We start from the raw sequence: 20,131 nt of genomic DNA on the forward strand, positions 1-20,131 counted from the left end.
CGCCACCCTGCAGGTGACATGGACTCCATAGAAAGGAGGTGATCCAGCCGCACCTTCCGATACGGCTACCTTGTTACGACTTCACCCCAATCATCTACCCCACCTTCGACGGCTGGCCCCCTTGCGGGTTACCCCACCGGCTTCGGGTGTTGTAAACTCTCGTGGTGTGACGGGCGGTGTGTACAAGACCCGGGAACGTATTCACCGCGGCATGCTGATCCGCGATTACTAGCAATTCCGACTTCATGCAGGCGAGTTGCAGCCTGCAATCCGAACTGAGACCGGCTTCTAAGGATTCGCTCCATCTCGCGACTTCGCTTCCCGTTGTACCGGCCATTGTAGTACGTGTGTAGCCCAGGTCATAAGGGGCATGATGATTTGACGTCATCCCCACCTTCCTCCGGTTTGTCACCGGCAGTCACTCTAGAGTGCCCAACTCAATGCTGGCAACTAAAGTCAAGGGTTGCGCTCGTTGCGGGACTTAACCCAACATCTCACGACACGAGCTGACGACAACCATGCACCACCTGTCACCTCTGTCCCGAAGGAGGACCCTATCTCTAGGGCTTTCAGAGGGATGTCAAGACCTGGTAAGGTTCTTCGCGTTGCTTCGAATTAAACCACATACTCCACTGCTTGTGCGGGTCCCCGTCAATTCCTTTGAGTTTCACTCTTGCGAGCGTACTCCCCAGGCGGAGTGCTTATTGTGTTTACTTCGGCACCAAGGGTATCGAAACCCCTAACACCTAGCACTCATCGTTTACGGCGTGGACTACCAGGGTATCTAATCCTGTTTGCTCCCCACGCTTTCGCGCCTCAGCGTCAGTTACAGTCCAGAAAGCCGCCTTCGCCACTGGTGTTCCTCCACATCTCTACGCATTTCACCGCTACACGTGGAATTCCGCTTTCCTCTCCTGCACTCAAGTCTTCCAGTTTCCGGTGCGAACCGGGGTTGAGCCCCGGGCTTAAACACCAGACTTAAAAGACCGCCTGCGCGCGCTTTACGCCCAATAATTCCGGACAACGCTTGCCCCCTACGTATTACCGCGGCTGCTGGCACGTAGTTAGCCGGGGCTTTCTTCTCAGGTACCGTCATTCGCAGAGCAGTTACTCTCCACGACATTCTTCCCTGGCAACAGAGCTTTACGATCCGAAAACCTTCATCACTCACGCGGCGTTGCTCCGTCAGGCTTGCGCCCATTGCGGAAGATTCCCTACTGCTGCCTCCCGTAGGAGTCTGGGCCGTGTCTCAGTCCCAGTGTGGCCGATCACCCTCTCAGGTCGGCTACGCATCGTCGCCTTGGTGGGCCGTTACCCCGCCAACTAGCTAATGCGCCGCAGGCCCATCCGTAAGCCACAGGTTGCCCCGTGTTTCATGATTCCGGCATGCACCGAAACCAGCTATCCGGTCTTAGCTACCGTTTCCGGTAGTTATCCCGATCTTACAGGCAGGTTGCCTACGTGTTACTCACCCGTCCGCCGCTAAGCACCGAAGTGCTCCGCTCGACTTGCATGTATTAGGCACGCCGCCAGCGTTCGTCCTGAGCCAGGATCAAACTCTCCATTAAGTCCCCATAAGGGATGAAAAGCTGATGTTGCTCATTTTGAAGCTTGGCAGAAACTCATCGCTGAGTCTCTATATTTAACACTCACTCGTTGTTCAGTTTTCAAAGGGCAATCTTGGTTGTGCTCGGCCTGTTTGGCGGCCGGTTCACAATATAGCATCTTTGCTTCCGGATTGCAACTCTGTTCTTTTTTCCATTCTTGGGATACCCCACAAGCTCAGATCCAAGCAACTCGTCTCATACCAAAGCATATTTCCGAATCGTTAATGTCGTTATTAACTATCGGATTTGTAATATACCATAAACCATTCCGGTAATGCAACCCCGAAAGGGCAGTGAGTTTTCCTAGCAACAGATATGAACACCGTCCGCACAGCCTCAACCGAATAAATTGATCCGTTTGGCACAAAGTAAGCATGTCTCGATTTTCCTAATCCAATGACGCGGAGGTAAATATGCAAAACCAAATGCAAAACCAATCCTACCAGCAGTTCCTCGAGCAGCAGCAGACCCAGCAGATGCAGCAGGCCCAACAGGCACAGCAGGCCATCCAAGCGACCGGGCTGACCAACTTCTCCCAGCAGATGCGCCAGCTTCAAATCCAATTCGGACAAATCGGCCAGGAGCTCCAGCAGGCCCAGTCCCAAATTGAAACTCAGATGAACGCACAGCAGCGCCGCATCATGGAAATCCAGCAGCGCCTCCAGCAGAACATCCAGGCGATGGACATGATGATTCAATCTTCGCAGGGCCAGCCATCCGGACAAACGAGATTCATGTAAGCGAACATGAAACGGACCGGCATCGCGCCGGCCCTTTTCTTTTTCCCTGTCACAATCCGTATCCATAGACTCTGGCTTCATACGGCCGCAGCTTCATTTCCTTGGCGGCCCCGCCGCTGCCGTACCCCTCAAGAGGAGGATAGTTGCTGATGAGCAGCCTCCCCTCGGCCATCGACCAATCTTCCGACCAGTGGTAAACGGCGGGCCGATCCGAGACATTCAAGATGACCACCAGGCGCTGACGCTTCAGCTTCCTGCGGTAAACAAAAAGCTGCTCTCCGTCTGTCGGCACAAGCTCGTAGCTTCCGTACACCACAATAGGGTGCTTTTTGCGGAGAGAGATCAGTCTGCGGTAGTAATGAAAAACAGAGTTCGGATCGGATCGCTCCGCCTCCACGTTGACCATTGTATAATTCGGGTGAACCTGTATCCAGGGGGGGGCCGGGTTGTAAAACCAGCATGCTCGGCGGCATTCCACTGCATAGGGGTCCGCGCGTTATCCCGCCCCCTCTTGTAAATCACTTCCAATACATCTTGGGGATCCCTCCTTTTTCCTCTACCTGTTCCTTATAGAACTGCAGGGTACTGATATCCCGGTAATCCTCAATCGACGGGAAGCGGACGTTCATGATTCCTATCTCTTCCCCCTGATAGATATACGGAGTGCCCTGCAACATATGAAGCATGGTAGCCAGCAGCTTGGCCGACGGAACTCGGAATTCCTTATCATGCCCGAATCTCGATACGGAACGGGGCTGATCATGATTATTGAAGTAAAGCGTGTTCCAGGCCTTACCTTCGAGCTCCTTCTGCCACCTGCTGAGCACGTCGATCAGATCCTTCAGCTTCCAGGGCACGACGCTCCACTTGTCTTCCCCGTAATCCAGCTGGACGTGTTCGAAGTGAAAGATCATCTGAAGCTCCTTCTCCTCGCTGCAGGCATACCGGAGAGCGTCCTCGGTCGTGGCCCCGCCCGTTTCGCCTACGGTCATCAGGTCGAACCGCGAAAGCACCTCCCGGTTCATCTCCTGCAGGTACTCATGCACGTGAGGGCCATTTTCATAGTATTGCTTCCCGTTTGCCAGTTCCCCCTCTCCCGCACTCGGGAAGGATTGATCCTTCGATATGGAGTTGATGACATCCATGCGGAACCCGTCCACACCCTTGTTAATCCACCACCAGACCATATCGTATAACGTACGCCTGACCCTGGGATTGTCCCAGTTCAAATCCGGCTGATGCTTGCTGAACAAATGGAGGTAATACTCGCCGGTCTCCTCGCCCAGTACTCCCATGCCGAACCGCCAAACATGGAAGCCCAGTTGTTCGGAGGGCCTCCGTCCCTGCCGGGCGGTCTCCATATGTAAAAGTCACGGTAAGGATTGTCCTTGGACCGGCGTGATTCCACAAACCACGGATGCTCGTCCGAGGTGTGGTTCATCACCAAATCCATCATAAGCTTCATGCCGCGGTCATGGATCTCTTCGACCAGGAGCTCCCAATCCTCCATCGTTCCGAAGTCCTGCATAATGCTGAAATAATCGCTGATGTCGTACCCGTTGTCTTTGTTCGGCGATTGATAGATGGGAGACAGCCAGATCACATCGGCTCCCAGCTCCCGGATATAATCAAGACGGTCCACAAGGCCCCGAAGGTCTCCGATGCCATCGCCGTTGCTGTCCATGAAGCTGCGGGGATACACCTGATAAACCACGCTTTCCTTCCACCATCTTCGTTCCATCCGGACTCTCCTCCCGAATCTCTTTTTTAGGGCGTCAATCATTGATGCGGTTAGTTCTTCAGCCTATTAACCACCTGGAGAGGGCCGGATAACAAATCATCCTTTATTTTCCACATCATCTGCATCTGCAGCTTTTATCGGCATGGCAAAGAACCCTACGGATTGGGATTCATTCCGTAAGGTTGCTCTATTGTTCAAGACATGCGGAAGGAATTACGGCGTCTTCCGGAACATCGGGCTTTCGCCTTCCCACTCCTGATAGAACTGCTCGAGGAAGCCCTCCATATACCGATGGCGTTCCAAAGCCAGAGCCCGCCCGGTGTCCGTGTTCATCAGATCCTTGAGCTTCAGGAGCTTCTCGTAAAAATGATTGATGGCGGTTCCCCCGCTGCTCCGGTATTCCTCCTGGGTCATCGCCTCCCGCGGCGCCTGCGCAGGGTCGTGCATCAGGCGCCCCTTGGCTCCGCCATAGGCGAAGGTTCGGCCGATCCCGATGGCTCCGATCGCATCCAGCCGGTCCGCATCTTGTACGATCCGACCTTCCAGTGTGCGCATCGGCACTCCATGTCCGCCGCTGTACGAGACGGTCCGGATGATCTCCATAATGTGGTCCGTGTCACCCGGGCTCACGCCCGCTTCGTTCAGCCATGCCTCAATCCGCCGCTGGCCCGCCTCTTTGTCCTCTACCAGCTTCTCGTCCGCGAGATCATGAAGCAGCGCCGCCAGCTCACAAACAAACACGTCCGCTCCTTCGGCCTCTGCGATCCGCCGTGCGGTACGGGCTACCCGGAACATGTGCCACCAGTCGTGCCCGCTGCTGTCGCCCCCCAGCTGCTCCTGTACCAGACGCTCGGCCTGGCCGATGATGCCTTGTCTGATCTGCTCCCCTGTCATTCCGTTCATCTCAGTCTCCGCCTCCACCTCCGCAGCCTCCTCCATCGCCTCCCGAACCGAAGCCACTGCTGTCTCCGTTCGAACAGTTGTTGTCCGGCCCGCTGCTGCTTGTATCCATCCCATTATAATGGTGTGTTCCTCCATAATAAATATCACTGCCGTTTCTTCTGCCGCCTCCCCGAGATCTGCGGTCTCCACGCAGGCCGCTGGCCACCGCTCCAACGATAACACCCAGCACGATGACGAATAAAAAGTTCAACAGCCTCAGCCTCCCCAAGATAAACGGCTTCGTCGTCCTTTAAGGACAATGCGCGTTCATTTAAGAAAAATAAGATGACGGAATCGAGACCTGGCGGGATACAAATTCATTGTAATTTTAGAAAAGACATCCATAAGATACCCTTATAGACGACTGGAAAAGGCTGAGGGTTGCACTTGGGTCACCGGCGCTTATACCCGGTGAAGCTTCCTGTAAGCGGAAGGAGAAACCTGCAGCTTCCGGGAGAACACCCGGCTGAGATAGAATCCGTTCTCATATCCGCACTGCTCTGCGATTTCGTCCAGGGTCAGGGCAGTCTCCAGGAGCAGCGTCCGGGCATGCTGCAGCCGCAGAGCCGTCACATACTCCATGGGGGATACCCCCAGCGCGGCCTGGAACCTTCTCGTGAACTGGACGGGCGTGCACCCCCGCTGAGCCGCCAGCTCCTTCAGCAGGACAGGCCCGAAGGCATGCTGCCGGAGCCACAAGGCCGCGGCCTGCATATCCGGATCGTCGGCCCCCGCCGGCCGCCCGCTGGCCGCAGCGAGCTCCCGCTCGATGCAGATGAGCTGCCACAGATCCTGGAAGCCGTGTGCCGCAAGGGCCAATCGCCGCTCGGGGGAAGCGTGCTGCAGCTGCTCCATATAGAAGTAATTGGAGGAGAGGCGCTGACGATCCGCTACTGAAACCCCTCCGGCCGGTTTGGGCATAGGGCCCGCCTCTCCACCGCCTGCTTCCGCGGCTGCACTCGTTCTCCAGCGGAAGGTAACGAAGTAAAACGAGAGCTCCTCCAGCACCTCGCGCTGAAAACGGTCCCCCGGAGGGCAGAAGACGATGTCTCCGAAGGACGCTTCCCCCTGCACTCCCCCGACGGCATAACGGAAACGGCCTTCTTTGACGGCAAAGGCCACCCAGTCCCCATACGTATCCTCCTGCAGCTGAAACGCCCCGATCCGTTCCCAGTAAACCTGGTTCGTCACGTCCGGGACCCAGCGCCAATCCGGCATCCTAGGCACCTCCCTCAAATTGAAATTTTGTATATGCCCAGCTCAATTACGTGCATGTTCAAAGGCTCCAGCCTCTTATACAATGAAACCATAATCCTCTGAGTACAGTATAGCAGAACACTTCCTGTAAGCGTAAACAGTCGATGGAAGGGCACTGAAATTTCGTATAAAACCTATGAGGTGATCCCATGAGAAACGAAACCGTACAAACCGATATCGCCGTTATCGGCGGCGGACTCGCCGGCGTGAATGCCGCCATCGCCGCCGCGCGGCTCGGCCGAACCGTCGCCCTGGTCCAGAACCGCCCGGTGCTTGGAGGCAACTCCAGCAGCGAAGTCAGGGTATGGGTATGCGGAGCGACCGGCCACGGCACCCACCGCTATGCCCGGGAAACCGGCATCATGGGCGAACTCTTCGTGGAAAATCAGTATCGCAATCCCGAAGGGAACCCGTACTTCTGGGATCTCGTGCTGCTCGAAGCCGTCCGGGCGGAGAAAAATATCCAGCTCTTCCTCAACACGGATGTGCACGAAGTGGAGGCGGAGGGCTCCGAAGAGGACCGCAGCATCGTGTCCGTGACGGGCTGGATGATGGGCTCGGAGCGGCGCATCCGCTTCGAGAGCGGCATGTATCTCGACTGCACGGGCGACGGGCTCGTCGGCTTCCTCGCCGGGGCGAAGTTCCGCCTGGGCCGGGAGGCGCGGCACGAGTACAACGAGGAATGGGCGCCGGAGACCCCGGACGACATTACGCTCGGCAGCACGATCCTGTTCTACAGCAAGGATGCCGGGCAGCCGGTGAAGTACGTCCCTCCGAGCTTCGCCAAAGACATCACCCAGACGTCGATCCCGATCCGCCGCGTCATCCGCAGCGGGGACTCCGGCTGTCACTACTGGTGGATCGAATGGGGCGGCGAGCTGGACACCGTTCACGAGAACGAGCGGATCCGCGATGAGCTGTGGTCCGTCATCTACGGAATTTGGGATTATATCAAAAATTCCGGGCAGTTCGACGCGGAGAACACGACGCTGGAGTGGGTCGGCTCCCTGCCGGGCAAGCGGGAATACCGGCGCTTCGTCGGGGATTATGTCCTGAACCAGAACGATATCCTGGCCCAGCGGGAATTCGAGGACCGCGTCGCGTTCGGCGGCTGGTCGATCGACCTGCATCCGCCGCAGGGCATGTACGCGCAGGAGAGCGGCTCGAAGCATCTCTATACGGACGGGGTCTACCACGTGCCGTTCCGCTCGCTCTACTCGGCGAACGTGAGCAACCTGCTCTTCGCCGGGCGCAACATCAGCGCTACGCACGTGGCCTTCGGCACGACGCGCGTCATGGCCACATGCGCGGTCATCGGCGAAGCGGCCGGCACCGGCGCGGCGCTGGCGGTGCAGCACGGGACGACGCCCCGCGGCGTCTACCGCGAGCGCCTCGCCGAGCTGCAGCAGACGCTCTTGCGGCAGGACGCCTCGGTCATCGGGCTGCGCAGCTCCGATGAGGCGGACCTCGCCCGCCGGGCGGCGGTCAGCTCGTCCGGCCACCTGCGGCGCCTCGCCCTGGAGGCACCCGCGGAGCCTTACCCGCTGAAGGCGGACGCCGGGCTGCTGCTGCCCGTCGCCCCCGAGCTCGCCGAGCTTGAGCTGCTCGCCGATGCGGTGGAGGACACGGTGCTGGAGGTCGAGGTGTGGAGCACCGGACGGCCGGAGAACTACGTGCCGCATACGCTTGAGCTGCGGAGCACGGGGACGGCCAAGGCCGGTGAACGCCAGTGGGTGAAGATTCCGCTCGGCTGGGCACCGGAGGAAGCGCAGAATGCGTTCATCGTCGTGAAGGCGAATCCGCAGTTGTCGCTGTACCTGTCCGATCAGCCGCAGACCGGCGTGATCGCATTCCACCACAGCGCGGCGCCGGCCTCGGCGCAGAACCCGGAGAACTACCGGAGCGACCAGCCCGTCGTAGAGTGGACGATGCGGGAGCTGGGTGCCCGCCGGCCGTTCTGCTTCCGGGCCTATCCGGAGACGAACGCCTTCACGCCCGAGCAGGCGGTGAACGGCTACCTCCGTCCATACGGGCAGCCGCATCTGTGGGTATCCGAGCCGCTGGCTTCCCGGGGCGAAGCACATCTCGAGCTCTCGTGGCCGGAACCGGTCACGGTAAGTGAAGTACAGCTCGTGTTCAACGACGACGTGAACGAGGATCTGATCAACCTGCACCACCACCGCACGCCGTTCGAGATCATCCCCGAGCTTGTGCGGGACTACCGCATCGAAGGCTTCGTGAACGGCTCCTGGCAGGCGCTGCACCGGGAGGAAGGCAACCGCAAGCGCAAGCGGGTGCACCGGCTGGACGCACCGGTGACCGTAGAACGGCTGCAGCTCGCCGTGGAGCAGACCAACGGCAGCCGGGGCGCCGAAGTGGTGGAGATCCGGGTATACGGGTAGGCGGCTTAGGGGCGGTCTGCAGGTTCGGCAGGAAAGACAGAGGGATCATGAGTCCCCTGTCTTTTTTTGCGCCTGGATATTCTCCAAGGCATACCAGAAGTAGAAGAAGTGGGTAAATAGGAAGATACGAAGAAAAAATGGGGGCGCATAAAGGAGGCTGAATTCTTATGACGGCAGCTGCGGTCACAGTCGGCAACGTATCCTTTGAAGTCATGCGGGGCGATATTACACGGGTCAAAGCGGACGCCATCGTCAATGCGGCGAATTCAAGCCTGCTCGGGGGCGGAGGCGTCGACGGAGCGATCCACCGGGCCGGCGGCCGGGCGATTCTGGACGACTGCATCCGCATCCGTTCCCGGCAGGGCGGCTGTCCGCCTGGAGAAGCGGTGATCACAACAGGGGGGAAGCTCCCGGCCTCCCACGTCATCCATACAGTAGGCCCGGTATGGAACGGCGGCACACAGGGAGAGGCCGAGGTGCTGCGGCGCTGCTACCGGAGCGTACTGGCCCTGGCGGCGGAGCACGGGGTCCGCTCCATTGCCTTCCCCAACATCGGGACCGGCATCTACGGCTTCCCGAAGGAGCTCGCGGCGATCTGCGCCTGGGAGGAAGTGACCGCCTTCGTCCGCCGGCATGCGGAAGAGGCCGGGACGCTCCGCCAGGTTCTCTTCGTCTGCTACGACGAAGAGAACTTCCGGCTCTATGCGCAGGAGGCGCAAAAGCGGCGCTCCTCCTAAGCCGGCATGCCGGGCTGGGCAGAGCTCTGAACGGCTTCTTGGACATGAAAAAAACTGCCGGAGAAGGGTCTCCAGGCAGTTTTTTTATGTTCAGGCAGGTATGCCGTAAGCACTCACGGCAGCCGGGCTGATCCGTATTCTTTTACAGGCCGAGCACTTTATTGACGGACTCCACGACCCGTTCCTTCTGGAACGGCTTCACGACAAAATCCTTCGCTCCCGCGGAGATCGCATCCACAACCATCGCCTTCTGCCCCATCGCCGAGCACATGATAATCCGCGCCGCGGGATCGTGGCCCCGGATTTCCTTCACGGCCCCTACGCCGTCGAGCTCCGGCATCGTAATGTCCATCGTCACCAGGTCCGGCTTGGTCGTCAGATAGGCGTTCACCGCTTCCAGTCCGTTGGCCGCTTCCCCGACAATCTCATGTCCCGCTTCCGTCAGCATTGTGCGGAGCATCATGCGCATAAACGCCGCGTCGTCCACCACCAATATTTTTGCCATGGGCGTTCGTTCCTCCCGGTCTTTAGGTTTGCTTTCATTATGCCAAAAACCTTTGAGGATACGATTAGGAACGCCGCCGGCAAACGTTAGTTTTCTTAACATTGTCCTAATGAATCGAGCGGCCGGGGTCCCCGCCCATTTTGTCCGCACACGGGCGTACACCCATCCGGCGCGGTCCCCTCGGGCATAGGATATATGGTGTGAAGGAGTTCAGAGCTCCCAAGCAACAAGGATTGAAGGAGGAATGAACAATGGGTGCATATGCCGGCGGTTTTACTTCGACAGGTGCCATTCTGGTTCTCTTCATCTTGCTGGTGATCGTGAGCCGCGCGCTCGTTCTGTAAGATAAGGAATAAGAATACAAACAGCGGCGGGAGCCTGGGCTCCTGCCGCTTGTTTGTGTTGGGCCGGGTCCCGGGGTTCGGTGCCGCCGGCCCCGGGCCTTAGTGATTGAAATGCGTCTGGTACGGCTGCTGCTGCTGTGCCGGCTGGACGGCGCCGATCATCGTGCGCATCGTATGATCAGCCAGCTGCGGAGCCTGGTAGTAGCCTTTGTAGTTCATATATTGGAACATCTCAAATGCCATCTCTTGGCAGATATTAGCGGAGGTCGCATGGTACTGGCGGATCTGCGGATCGACACATTCGTTCGCCCACAGCATGGAGACCGCCGAGCCGGTTTTGTGCAGATTCAAGGCAATCGTGGAGATCGACACGTCGGACAGCGTCGTCGCATTCGGATTCGGAGCCGGCAGGGACGGCTGCTGCAGACCGGTCTGCGGATGCTCGTACACGCGAAGCTCAGGCGTGTGCGGAGGAGCCGGAACCGTGATGCCTCTGCCTTGAAGCAGCTGCACGCCGAAGTTATAGCCTTCGATCATCCGGCGCTGCTGGTTGAACAGGATATCCTTCAGATGCGTATCCTGCGCCATCGAGAACAATACGCCGTACAGCTCGATGTGCGCGGCTTTGGTGCGTACCGCTTCCTGGGTTTCGAGAAACTCGTGAGCGGCAAAACGTTGCTGGGTGTGCATGTGAACCTCCTGAAGAAAATGAATTTGTAGGTTGCGCTCTTACAGAAATAGGATGCCCAAGGAATGCATCATTATGTATGATTTTCCAAATAAAAAAACAGAAAAGAAGATGGGCGGGGCTGCGGCAACAATCGGAGGTCCGGCTTCGTCTGATGGGTACCTGAACGATATGAAGGAGGCGCCAACCTAATGAACAAGAACAACCTGCTTCTGTGTGCCGCGGGCCTGCTGCTGATGCTGGGCCTGCAGGTGCCCTCTGCGTTATCCCCGGTTCCTGCCGAAGCCTCGGCCATGCAGGTCGATGTCCGGGTGCCCGCCTGGCCGGTGGAGCTCGACGGCATCACCTTGGACCGCTCCCCAAGCACCTATCCGCCGATTGTCTTCCATGACATCACCTATATCCCCATGACCTGGGACGTCAGCCGGGCCGCAGGTCTGACCCTCGATTGGTCGGCGGAAAACGGCCTTACCATCCGCTCGGGCGCGGAGGAGCGCGTCCCCCTGTCTCCACCTGCGCACGGGAACGCTGCCGCTGACGGCAAGACCCTCACCGCTTATGTCGCTTCCTTCCCCATCACCATCGACGGCAGAACCGTCGATCTCGCCAAGGATCCGTACCCTCCGCTTCTCTTCCGGAATGTGACATACTTCCCCCTTACCTGGGACTACGCGGTGGAGACGTTCGGCTGGACGGCATCCTGGGATCCGCGCAGCGGCCTGTCCGTCAGGACAAAATGAAGGCTGTCTCTAAATCTGAACCCCTGCCGTGTCGATAAAAGCAATAGGCAGAAAGCGGCAGCGGGCTGAGAGGCCGGCTGTCATCTTGACGAAGGTTCCGGCGTATGTGCTGGAGTGCTGTGTGTATGGGAATATGCTTACTTCCGGGGAGGTATCGGGAAGCCGTAGCTCAGCTGAACCCCCTCTGACGAGTAGGGAAGCGGGTTAGGTAAAGCGGGCCAGGTAAGGACTGACGGCTTGCACAGGAGCTGTTCATCGGGGGGCTGTTTCTGTGGGGTTCTGCTTCAAGAGAGAGTTCATTACGCGGGAACTTCTTTTCGCGGGTTAGTGGGGAAGAGCGCTTCACCGCCAGCTTCTTAGAGCAGCATCCGAAGTGATCTGCCGGAGCTTTTCCTCATGGAAGAAGCCGGCTCCTCGCGGAACCGGCCTCGGCAGGCGGATGCGTCAGTATTCCGAAGTGCTGGACGACCCATCCGGGTATACGATGTGCACGCTGACCGGACGGTTGCCGCCCTCCGCGGCGCCGGCCGCCCAGAGCTCGTAGCGGTCCACTTCGCCGGCCGCGTTCCAGGAGACGAACACCTGCGCCTGCAGGTCGCCCCGCTTCAGCGCTTCCATGTCGGCGCTCACCCCTCCGCTGCTCTGGTAGCCGGGTGAGGCTCCGATATCGTAACGCCACTGCTGGCGCGAGCTGTCGAGCAGTGCGGAGAAGGACGGCTCACCGAGCGCGTCGCGCACTTCCTTGGAGGACATGCCCCTCTCCAGGCGGTATTGGGCAGCCCAGATCCGCTTCTCCGTATCGCCGGCGCCGCTCGGCTCGGAGACGACCGCCACGATCTTGTCTTCTTCCCGGTAAGCCGCGCCGGCCCCCAGATTCTCGGCCATATAGCGCAGGGGGACGTAGGTGTGGCCGTTATAATTCAGAATGGCGAAGCGGGAAGGCGTCTCTACCTTCTCGCCGTTGAATTCGAATTGGACGGGGAAGAGCACCGCCCGTATTTCATCCGATGCGTAAGCGGCTGCGGAAGAGACCAGCGCCGCCCCGCAGAGGAATCCAAGCACAAATTTCTTCATGAGTACCTCCCGTATTCTTGGCTGCAGAACTGCCGGTTCGTGAGGAATAAGACCTTTTGCGGATGACCGTGATTTCTCTATATTATACAGGCATCCGGCCCCAAAAGGGTAGCCGGCCGGAAACCGCGCTCCGCAAGGACCGCCGGCAGGTAAGGAAAACGGCGGGAGCCGCCTCCTTACATAGTGTCTCTCCCCTTGGTGTACAATGAATAGAAAGACCCGCAGAACGTTCCATTCGAGGAGGCAACAGCCGTGGAATCCCAAACATTAGAAGCCATCATCTGCCGCATCGGCAGCGAGAAATATGCCATCTCCGCCCAGCAAATCAAATCCATTGTACCTGTAACCAAAATTACACCGGTTCTCAAAATGCCGACGTATGTCCTCGGAGTCATGAAGTATGAGAACAAGCTGCATACCATCATCGACCTGCGCCACTATCTGGTCGGCAGCCATACGACCGTCAAGCCGACCACCCGCATCATCATCATCGGGCTCGGAGACAAGACGTACGGGCTGATGGTGGAGGAAGCTTACGATTTCACTTCCATTCCGATCAAGAACATGGATGAAGGAGATCTGCCGGAGGAGCGCCCGTATATCCAGGGCTTCGTCACTTATAAGGAAGAGCTCGTCTGCGTACTCAAAATCCGTGAGCTCATGGAGTATATCGCACAGCATCCGGAGAACGAGTAAAAGAAAGCTCCGGGAGACCGCGCGCGTATTCAATGCAGGCTGCCGGGGATTGCGGAGCCTTAAAGGACGTCAACATCCGCTGCGTTCCATGGACTCCAGCCCGGCCGCCGGGAGCGGCGGAGGACCTAACCAAAAAAGCCGAACCAGCCGCAGCTCAGCAGCGGGGGTTCGGCTTTTTGGTGAAACCGGCCGGACACGGCCCGGCCTCTATTCATTCAGCGAATCGATATGCGCGAGATAGCCTTCGGCGGTGAGCAGATGCGCGCCTGCCTGCTTCAGTGTCCCCTCGATCGCCAGCTCCACCACCCAGCCGGCCCCGTACGGATCCTCGTTCACCTGTTCGGGGCGTTCGAGCAGCGCCTCGTTGACCTTCACTACGCGTCCGCTCACAGGAGCGTACAGATCCGAGACCGTCTTCACGGACTCGATGGTGCCGAGGCTTCCCCCCGCTTCCACCACCGCACCGACCCCGGGAAGCTCCACGAATACGATATCCCCGAGCTCCCGCTGGGCAAAATCGGTGATGCCGACACGAACCGTTCCGCTCTCCGCCTCCACGGCCCACTCATGATCTTCACTGTACAGCAGTTCCGCCTTTACCTCGCTCATCCCGGCCCCCCGCTTTCCCTGAAAATATTGGCAAATATCGGTTTCATCTTTGAGAGTAAAGCACCGTCTTTCCCCATGTCAAGAATATTAACAAAATAATTAGAAAAATCAGATTATTGGTTGACAATTGCCACAGTGTCACGTATTAATGAAATTAGCATGGCTGGGCTCCTCTTCCAGCCCCTTCCTTCTAACCGCTTCTCTTCCCCTTCTACGAAATCATCCAAACAAAGCAAGTGGCTTCCCTCTTTCCCCATTCGAACCGGAGGTGATGGGATGAAACCGCTCAAGCGAACCCCTCTGTACCCGTTCTATGAAGCGCACGACGCCCGATGCATCGACTTCGGCGGCTGGGACCTGCCGGTGCAGTATGCCGCCGGTCTAACCCTGGAGCATGAAGCCGTAAGGCAGCGGGCCGGGTTATTCGACGTCTCCCATATGGGCGAATTCCTCGTTACCGGTCCCAGGGCGGCCTCCTGGCTCCAGCGGCTCACAACCAACGATATCGGCCGCCTGCAGGACGGTGAAGCCCAATATACCCTGCTCTGCTATCCGGACGGCGGTACCGTCGATGACCTGCTGGTCTACCGCCTGGCCCCCGACCGCTTCATGCTGGTCGTGAACGCCTCGAATATTGCCAAAGACTTCGAGTGGCTGCAGAGGCACCAGGTCCCCGGCGCCCATCTCGAAGACCGCTCGGAAGCGACAGCCCTGCTGGCGCTGCAGGGGCCGAGAGCGGCTGCGATTCTCGCCCAAGCGGCGGAAGGTCCGCTGCCGGAGCTCCGGCCCTTCGCCTTCGCCGAGAACGTCCCCCTCTGCGGAGGCATCCCTGCCTTGGTCTCGCGCACCGGTTATACGGGCGAGGACGGGTTCGAGCTCTATCTCGGCGTGGACGATGCGGGCGCCGTATGGCAGGGCCTCCTGCAGGCGGGAGAGCCGCATGGCCTGCTGCCCGCCGGGCTCGGGGCCCGGGACACGCTGCGCTTCGAGGCCCGGCTGCCCCTGTACGGGCAGGAGCTCAGCCCGCAGATCTCACCGCTGGAAGCGGGGCTCGGCCCGTTCGTCCGCCTGGCCAAGGAGGACTTCATCGGCCGGGAGGCGCTGCTGCTGCAGAAGGAGCTGGGCTTGCGGCGCAAGCTGGCCGGCATTGAGATGATCGACCGGGGCATTCCCCGGGCCCATTATCCGGTCCATTCGGCGGACGGCCGGCCGATCGGGGAGGTCACCACGGGGACGCAGTCTCCTACGCTGAAGCGCAATCTGGGCCTCGCACTGATTGAAGCGGAGCAGGCAGCCCTCGGAACCGAGCTTCTGGTGGAGATCCGCGGCAAGCTGCTGCGCGCGCGGATCGTGCCTACGCCTTTTTACCGAAAAAAGAGCCCTACGCCATAGGAGGAAGCCCTCATGTCCAATACACAGCCGATCCGCCATCGTTATCTGCCGATGACTCCTGCGGACCAGGAGGAGATGCTGGGCACGATCGGTGCCGATTCCATCGAAGACCTGTTCGCCGATATTCCGAAGGACGTGCGGTTCCAGGGCACGCTGCCCGTCTCGTCCGCCCTGGATGAAGCGGCCCTGCTGCGGCATCTGAAAATACTGGCCGGGCGCAATGCCGACAGCGAACGGTACGTCTCCTTTCTCGGGGCCGGCATCTATGACCATCATATTCCGGTCGTGATCGGACATATGCTCTCGCGGTCGGAGTTTTATACGGCCTATACCCCTTATCAGGCCGAGATCTCCCAGGGCGAGCTGCAAGCCATCTTCGAATTCCAGTCGTACATCTGCGAGCTGACGGGCATGGCCGTCGCCAATGCGAGCATGTACGACGGGGCCACCGCGCTCGCGGAAGCCGGGGCGCTGGCCTGCGGAGCCGTTCAGCGCAGGCGGCTCGCCGTGTCACAGGGCGTGCACCCTGAAGCCCGGGAGATCCTGCGCACCACGGCGCGGGGACTCGGCCTCGAGGTCGTGGAAGTGCCCTGCCGGGACGGCGTGACCGATCTTGAGGCCCTGCGCGCAGCGGTTACGCCGGAGACGGCCGCCGTGCTCGTGCAGTCGCCGAATTTCTTCGGCTGCGTCGAGAATCTGCGGGCGATCGAGCCGGCCGCCCACACCCACGGCGGACTGCTCGCCGTGAGCGTCAATCCGCTGTCGCTCGGACTTCTGGAGGCCCCCGGCAGACTCGGCGCCGACATCGTCACCGGCGATGCGCAGCCCCTCGGCCTCTCCGCCTCGCTCGGCGGACCGACATGCGGCTTCTTCGCCGTCACGTCCGCGCTCATGCGGCGGATGCCCGGCCGCATCGTCGGCCAGACCACGGACCGTGAAGGCCGGCGGGGCTTCGTGCTTACGCTGCAGACGCGTGAGCAGCACATCCGCCGGGAGCGGGCGACGTCGAACATCTGCTCGAACCAGGCGCTGCTGGCGCTCGGCGCCTCCGTGTACTTATCGCTGATGGGCCGGGAAGGCATCGCGGAGACGGCCCGGCTGAACCTGCATAAGGCCCACTATGCGGCCGGTGTGCTGAGCCGGATCCCCGGCGTCTCCCTGGCCTACGGCTCCCCGTTCTTCAACGAGTTCACGCTCCGGCTGCCGGAGGAAACCGATGTGCCGGCCCTGCGGCGCAGCCTGCTTCAGGACGGCTACCTGGCGGGCCATGACCTCGGCTCCGCCGACCCGGCCCTGCAGGGGCTGCTCCTCATCGCGGTGACAGAGCGGCGCACCCGGGAAGAGATTGACGCATTCGCCCGGCGATTGGAGGCGTATTTATGACCGAAGCGTTCAGAGTGAAAGACGACCAGCCGCTGATCTTCGAGCTCAGCCGGCCGGGCCGGACCGCTTATTCGCTGCCCCCCTGCGACGTGCCCGAGACGGACCCGCGGGAGCTGATTCCCGCCGAGCTGCTGCGCGAGAAGCCCCCTGCGCTGCCCGAGGTGTACGAGGTGGACGTCGTCCGCCATTATACAGCCCTCTCCCGGCGCAACTTCGGCGTGGATAACGGCTTCTATCCGCTCGGCTCCTGCACGATGAAATATAACCCGAAGCTCCACGAGGACGCCGCGAGGCTGGACGGCTTCGCCAAGATCCATCCCTACCAGCCCGAGGAGTCGATCCAGGGCGCGCTGGAGCTTCTCTACCGGCTGCAGGAGGACCTCGCCGGCCTCACCGGCATGGACGAAGTGACGCTGCAGCCTGCGGCCGGAGCCCACGGCGAATGGACGGGGCTCATGATGATCCGCGCCTACCACGAGGCACGGGGGGAGAAGCGCTCGAAGGTGCTCGTGCCCGATTCGTCCCACGGCACGAATCCGGCCAGCGCGACGGCCGCCGGGTTCGAGACGGTGACGCTGCCCTCCGGGCCGGACGGCCTGGTTGATCTCGAGCGTCTGCGGGAGGCCGCCGGACCGGATACGGCCGCCCTCATGCTGACGAACCCGAACACCCTCGGCCTGTTCGAGAGCCGGATCACCGAGATTGCGGCCATCGTGCACGAAGCCGGCGGCCTGCTCTATTATGACGGCGCCAACTCCAACGCCATTATGGGCATTACCCGGCCCGGCGACATGGGCTTCGACGTCGTGCATCTCAACCTGCACAAGACAATGAGCACCCCGCATGGAGGCGGCGGCCCGGGAGCCGGTCCGGTCGGCGTGAAGAAGCTGCTCGCCCCCTTCCTGCCGAAGCCTGTGGTCGCCCGCCGGGCGGACGGCTCCTATACGCTGGACGGCGAGCGGCCTGATTCCATCGGCCGGGTGAAGGCGTTCTACGGCAACTTCGGCATCCTGCTGCGTGCCTACGCGTACATCCGCTCCTATGGACCGGAAGGGCTCCGCCGGGTCTCCGAATGCGCGGTGCTGAACGCGAACTACATGCTTCGCCGCCTGGCCGGACACTATGACGTGCCGTACGACCGGATCTGCAAGCACGAGTTCGTGCTCTCGGGCCGCGGGCTCAAGAAGCACGGCATCCGCACGCTGGATGTCGCGAAACGGCTGCTCGACTTCGGCTACCATCCGCCGACGATCTACTTTCCGCTGAACGTCGAGGAGTGCATCATGATCGAGCCCACCGAAACCGAGAGCAAGGAGACGCTGGACGGGTTCATCGATACCATGATCCGGATTGCGGAGGAGGCGGAGCGGGATCCGGACCTGCTCAAGAACGCTCCGTATACGACGCCCGTCCGCCGGCTGGATGAAACGCAGGCTGCACGAAAGCCCGTTCTGAACTGCAGCTGCGAGTAAGCTTGCCTGGCACAGAACCATTTCACTTCTGAGGAGGGATTGCGCATGCCTTCGGCCGACTTCGGATGGTGGAACTATGCCGTCCCCGGGCTCACCATCGTCATCACGGCAGGAATCGGATTCCTTCTGTTCCGGCTGCTCCCCGGTCTCACCCGGAGCTTCCTGGTCTGGCGCCGCAACAACGCCGCGGAACGCTTGACCCTGCAGGCTCTGGTGGTGGCCAAGCGAAGCCGCACGGCCGCAGCCGCCGGGGAGGGCGGCGCACGCACCGCCTACTACATCACGTTCGAGCTCACGGCCAATGGCGAGAAGCTCGAGCTGCCGGTAGCCGGCTCCGAATACGGGCTGCTCGTAGCGGGCGATCACGGGCAGCTGATCTGCCAGGGAACCCGGTTCCACGACTTTGTCCGTCGTACCCGTTCGGCCGTCCGGACGCTCTGAATCCTGCTCCGCATGTTCTGTTCCAGAGGGGCTTCTCTTCACTCGGATAGCCGCGTTCCCTCTCCCTCTGGAGAGGAGCGGGATACGGAGCAGTCCCTAGCCGCCGCCCCGCCGTCAAAGACAACGGCAAAAAGACCCTGACGCATTCACCGGGAATGCATCAGGGTCTTCTTATGGATCGGGAAAGGTCCGCGTCTTAATGGCTGCTCTTGTTGTTCAGCCATTCGCAGGTATCCGCGCAGTCGCACAGCGCCTTCTTCACCGAGCACCAGGACCGCTTCGCGTAATAGATCGGCACTTCCTGCTCTTTGGCCTGCTGCTTGATCACCTTGGTGAGGTTGTGATTGACATAATCCGTCAATACCAGCACGGCGGCGACCTTCTCGGGGATTCCCTTACGCACCATTTGACATTTGCGTCCAGACATATGTACTACTTCATCAAATCCGATATCGGCCAGATGATCCGGCATGTTGCCCAGATGATCGGCGCCTACGACCAGTATCGACGGCATGTTTCGCACTCCTTCGTCCTATAGTGAATGTGGAACCGGGGGCTTCTACCCGGAAGTATAATTGCTGTGATTTAAGAGGTTGCAGCGGCGGCCAGCATGGCCTGCTTCTTCTCATCCCGCTGCGCCGCGGTAAGCCGCGGACAGGTATAACAGTAGCCGTGGCCCGAGTCGGTACGGTAAGCCAGACAACAGGAGGCCTTGATGCGCCACTTCTCTTCGGGCGCTACCGGGTTCTCCACATAGCGGAATTTGACGTCCAGCGGATTGCGCTTGCGGCCAAAATCCTCTCCCTGCAGCCCCTGCAGAAGAGCGCGGAAATCCTCTTCCACCCTACGCCGCTGCTCCTCATCGCCTGCGGTTTCGAGCAGATGGTCATAAGCATAATGGATGCGCGTGACCGGCGCGTTCCAGACGTGACCGGGATCCACTCCCGCCGCCGCAGCTACCGCCTCTACCGTAGGGCGCAGCCGGTTCCCATAAAAGTCCCGCAGCAGCGCATCGCGCCATTCCTCACGGCAGCCGGACGGCACCTCCGTCGTCTCGCGGTCGGCAAGCAAGAACGCAAAAGCAATATGATGGCCTCTCGGATAGGCCTGTATGGTCAAATTATCGGGTGTAAGGCGGAATACCGCCTGATGGAACGAGATCATATACTGCAGGGCTCCGCACAAGCCGCCCAGCCAGGAACCGAAATAAGCAGCGGTCACATCCGGGCCCTTCGCCTTGATGGCGGATCCGTATACGGCAATCAGCTCAGCCGCTTTCTCCGGCACCGACAGTTCTTCCCAAGTAAAGCGGAACAGCTCACCTGGCTGCGGCTCCGTCCTAAAAAAGCAGTGTTTCTCCA

At 60.1% G+C, this 20,131-nt stretch carries 19 protein-coding genes, 1 rRNA gene and 1 pseudogene; 9 read left to right on the plus strand and 12 right to left on the minus strand.

Annotated features, from left to right (window positions below; translation table 11 throughout):
- Positions 1 to 31: 31 nt before the first annotated feature.
- The 6 genes and pseudogenes from PM3016_RS33960 to PM3016_RS33980 all read right to left on the minus strand — a co-directional run bounded on the left by PM3016_RS33960 (position 32) and on the right by PM3016_RS33980 (position 6,248).
- Positions 32 to 1,568 (minus strand): 16S ribosomal RNA (locus tag PM3016_RS33960).
- Positions 1,569 to 1,840: 272 nt separating this feature from the next.
- Positions 1,841 to 2,413, minus strand: coding sequence for a hypothetical protein (locus PM3016_RS39020; protein ID WP_187297988.1), 573 nt, complete (start codon positions 2,411 to 2,413; stop codon positions 1,841 to 1,843).
- Positions 2,397 to 4,088: pseudogene (locus PM3016_RS33970) on the minus strand (alpha-glucosidase). Before PM3016_RS33970 ends, PM3016_RS39020 begins: the two are co-directional and overlap by 17 nt.
- Before the next feature lie 213 nt (positions 4,089 to 4,301).
- Positions 4,302 to 4,991, minus strand: coding sequence for an HD domain-containing protein (locus PM3016_RS33975; protein WP_041619589.1), 690 nt, complete (start codon positions 4,989 to 4,991; stop codon positions 4,302 to 4,304).
- A gap of 1 nt (position 4,992) precedes the next feature.
- Complete coding sequence (locus PM3016_RS39025; protein WP_187297989.1) at positions 4,993 to 5,241, minus strand: hypothetical protein; 249 nt, start codon at positions 5,239 to 5,241, stop codon at positions 4,993 to 4,995.
- Positions 5,242 to 5,432: 191 nt separating this feature from the next.
- On the minus strand, positions 5,433 to 6,248 hold the full coding sequence (locus tag PM3016_RS33980; protein WP_014372500.1) for an AraC family transcriptional regulator: 816 nt from the start codon (positions 6,246 to 6,248) through the stop codon (positions 5,433 to 5,435).
- Positions 6,249 to 6,436: 188 nt separating this feature from the next.
- Between PM3016_RS33980 and PM3016_RS33985 the strand changes: the two genes are divergently transcribed.
- Positions 6,437 to 8,689: an FAD-dependent oxidoreductase gene (locus tag PM3016_RS33985; RefSeq protein WP_014372501.1), complete on the plus strand. Its 2,253-nt coding sequence runs from the start codon at positions 6,437 to 6,439 to the stop codon at positions 8,687 to 8,689.
- A 167-nt stretch (positions 8,690 to 8,856) separates the two neighbouring features.
- Positions 8,857 to 9,426 (plus strand): O-acetyl-ADP-ribose deacetylase, encoded by a 570-nt coding sequence (locus tag PM3016_RS33990; protein WP_014372502.1) that lies wholly within the window; start codon positions 8,857 to 8,859, stop codon positions 9,424 to 9,426.
- A gap of 142 nt (positions 9,427 to 9,568) precedes the next feature.
- Here PM3016_RS33990 and PM3016_RS33995 read toward each other — a convergent pair whose 3' ends face one another.
- Positions 9,569 to 9,931, minus strand: coding sequence for a response regulator (locus tag PM3016_RS33995; protein ID WP_013921037.1), 363 nt, complete (start codon positions 9,929 to 9,931; stop codon positions 9,569 to 9,571).
- Positions 9,932 to 10,182: 251 nt separating this feature from the next.
- On the opposite strand from PM3016_RS33995, the gene PM3016_RS39100 reads away from it, so the two are divergent.
- A complete protein-coding gene (locus PM3016_RS39100; RefSeq protein WP_014372503.1) occupies positions 10,183 to 10,275 on the plus strand; it encodes a hypothetical protein in 93 nt (30 codons plus the stop codon).
- 99 nt (positions 10,276 to 10,374) lie between these two features.
- Here the strand turns inward: PM3016_RS39100 and PM3016_RS34000 are convergent, their stop codons facing one another.
- The gene (locus PM3016_RS34000; protein ID WP_014372504.1) at positions 10,375 to 10,965 is read right to left on the minus strand and encodes a spore coat protein; all 591 of its coding nucleotides are present in this window, start codon (positions 10,963 to 10,965) and stop codon (positions 10,375 to 10,377) included.
- Positions 10,966 to 11,154: 189 nt separating this feature from the next.
- On the opposite strand from PM3016_RS34000, the gene PM3016_RS34005 reads away from it, so the two are divergent.
- Positions 11,155 to 11,703, plus strand: a complete 549-nt coding sequence (locus PM3016_RS34005) for a hypothetical protein (protein WP_014372505.1) — start codon at positions 11,155 to 11,157, stop codon at positions 11,701 to 11,703.
- 444 nt (positions 11,704 to 12,147) lie between these two features.
- Here PM3016_RS34005 and PM3016_RS34010 read toward each other — a convergent pair whose 3' ends face one another.
- Entirely contained in the window at positions 12,148 to 12,777 is a 630-nt protein-coding gene (locus PM3016_RS34010; RefSeq protein ID WP_014372506.1) for a stalk domain-containing protein, read from the minus strand.
- Between the two features lie 252 nt (positions 12,778 to 13,029).
- Between PM3016_RS34010 and PM3016_RS34015 the strand changes: the two genes are divergently transcribed.
- A complete protein-coding gene (locus PM3016_RS34015; RefSeq protein WP_014372507.1) occupies positions 13,030 to 13,473 on the plus strand; it encodes a chemotaxis protein CheW in 444 nt (147 codons plus the stop codon).
- Positions 13,474 to 13,680: 207 nt separating this feature from the next.
- Here the strand turns inward: PM3016_RS34015 and gcvH are convergent, their stop codons facing one another.
- The gene (gene gcvH / locus PM3016_RS34020) at positions 13,681 to 14,082 is read right to left on the minus strand and encodes a glycine cleavage system protein GcvH (protein ID WP_014372508.1); all 402 of its coding nucleotides are present in this window, start codon (positions 14,080 to 14,082) and stop codon (positions 13,681 to 13,683) included.
- 276 nt (positions 14,083 to 14,358) lie between these two features.
- On the opposite strand from gcvH, the gene gcvT reads away from it, so the two are divergent.
- Genes gcvT through PM3016_RS34040 form a run of 4 tightly spaced genes read left to right on the plus strand, consistent with a single transcriptional unit; the run spans position 14,359 to position 18,770 of the window.
- Positions 14,359 to 15,474 (plus strand): glycine cleavage system aminomethyltransferase GcvT, encoded by a 1,116-nt coding sequence (gene gcvT / locus PM3016_RS34025; RefSeq protein ID WP_014372509.1) that lies wholly within the window; start codon positions 14,359 to 14,361, stop codon positions 15,472 to 15,474.
- A gap of 12 nt (positions 15,475 to 15,486) precedes the next feature.
- Positions 15,487 to 16,857: an aminomethyl-transferring glycine dehydrogenase subunit GcvPA gene (gcvPA, locus tag PM3016_RS34030; RefSeq protein ID WP_013921047.1), complete on the plus strand. Its 1,371-nt coding sequence runs from the start codon at positions 15,487 to 15,489 to the stop codon at positions 16,855 to 16,857.
- A complete protein-coding gene (gene gcvPB / locus PM3016_RS34035; protein ID WP_013921048.1) occupies positions 16,854 to 18,329 on the plus strand; it encodes an aminomethyl-transferring glycine dehydrogenase subunit GcvPB in 1,476 nt (491 codons plus the stop codon). The genes gcvPA and gcvPB overlap by 4 nt, the downstream gene beginning before the upstream one ends.
- Positions 18,330 to 18,374: 45 nt before the next feature.
- The gene (locus PM3016_RS34040) at positions 18,375 to 18,770 is read left to right on the plus strand and encodes a DUF2500 domain-containing protein (RefSeq protein ID WP_014372510.1); all 396 of its coding nucleotides are present in this window, start codon (positions 18,375 to 18,377) and stop codon (positions 18,768 to 18,770) included.
- A gap of 196 nt (positions 18,771 to 18,966) precedes the next feature.
- On the opposite strand, the gene PM3016_RS34045 is transcribed toward PM3016_RS34040, so the two are convergent.
- Together PM3016_RS34045 and PM3016_RS34050 are read right to left on the minus strand one after the other, a co-directional pair.
- Positions 18,967 to 19,284 carry a DUF2325 domain-containing protein gene (locus PM3016_RS34045; RefSeq protein WP_013921050.1) on the minus strand — a complete coding sequence of 106 codons (318 nt, stop codon included), beginning with the start codon at positions 19,282 to 19,284 and terminating at the stop codon, positions 18,967 to 18,969.
- Positions 19,285 to 19,355: 71 nt separating this feature from the next.
- Positions 19,356 to 20,057, minus strand: a complete 702-nt coding sequence (locus PM3016_RS34050; protein ID WP_238540392.1) for a (2Fe-2S)-binding protein — start codon at positions 20,055 to 20,057, stop codon at positions 19,356 to 19,358.
- Between the last annotated feature and the right edge of the window lie 74 nt (positions 20,058 to 20,131).

Origin of the sequence: Paenibacillus mucilaginosus 3016, from assembly GCF_000250655.1 — a bacterium.
Classification (GTDB): domain Bacteria; phylum Bacillota; class Bacilli; order Paenibacillales; family NBRC-103111; genus Paenibacillus_G; species Paenibacillus_G mucilaginosus.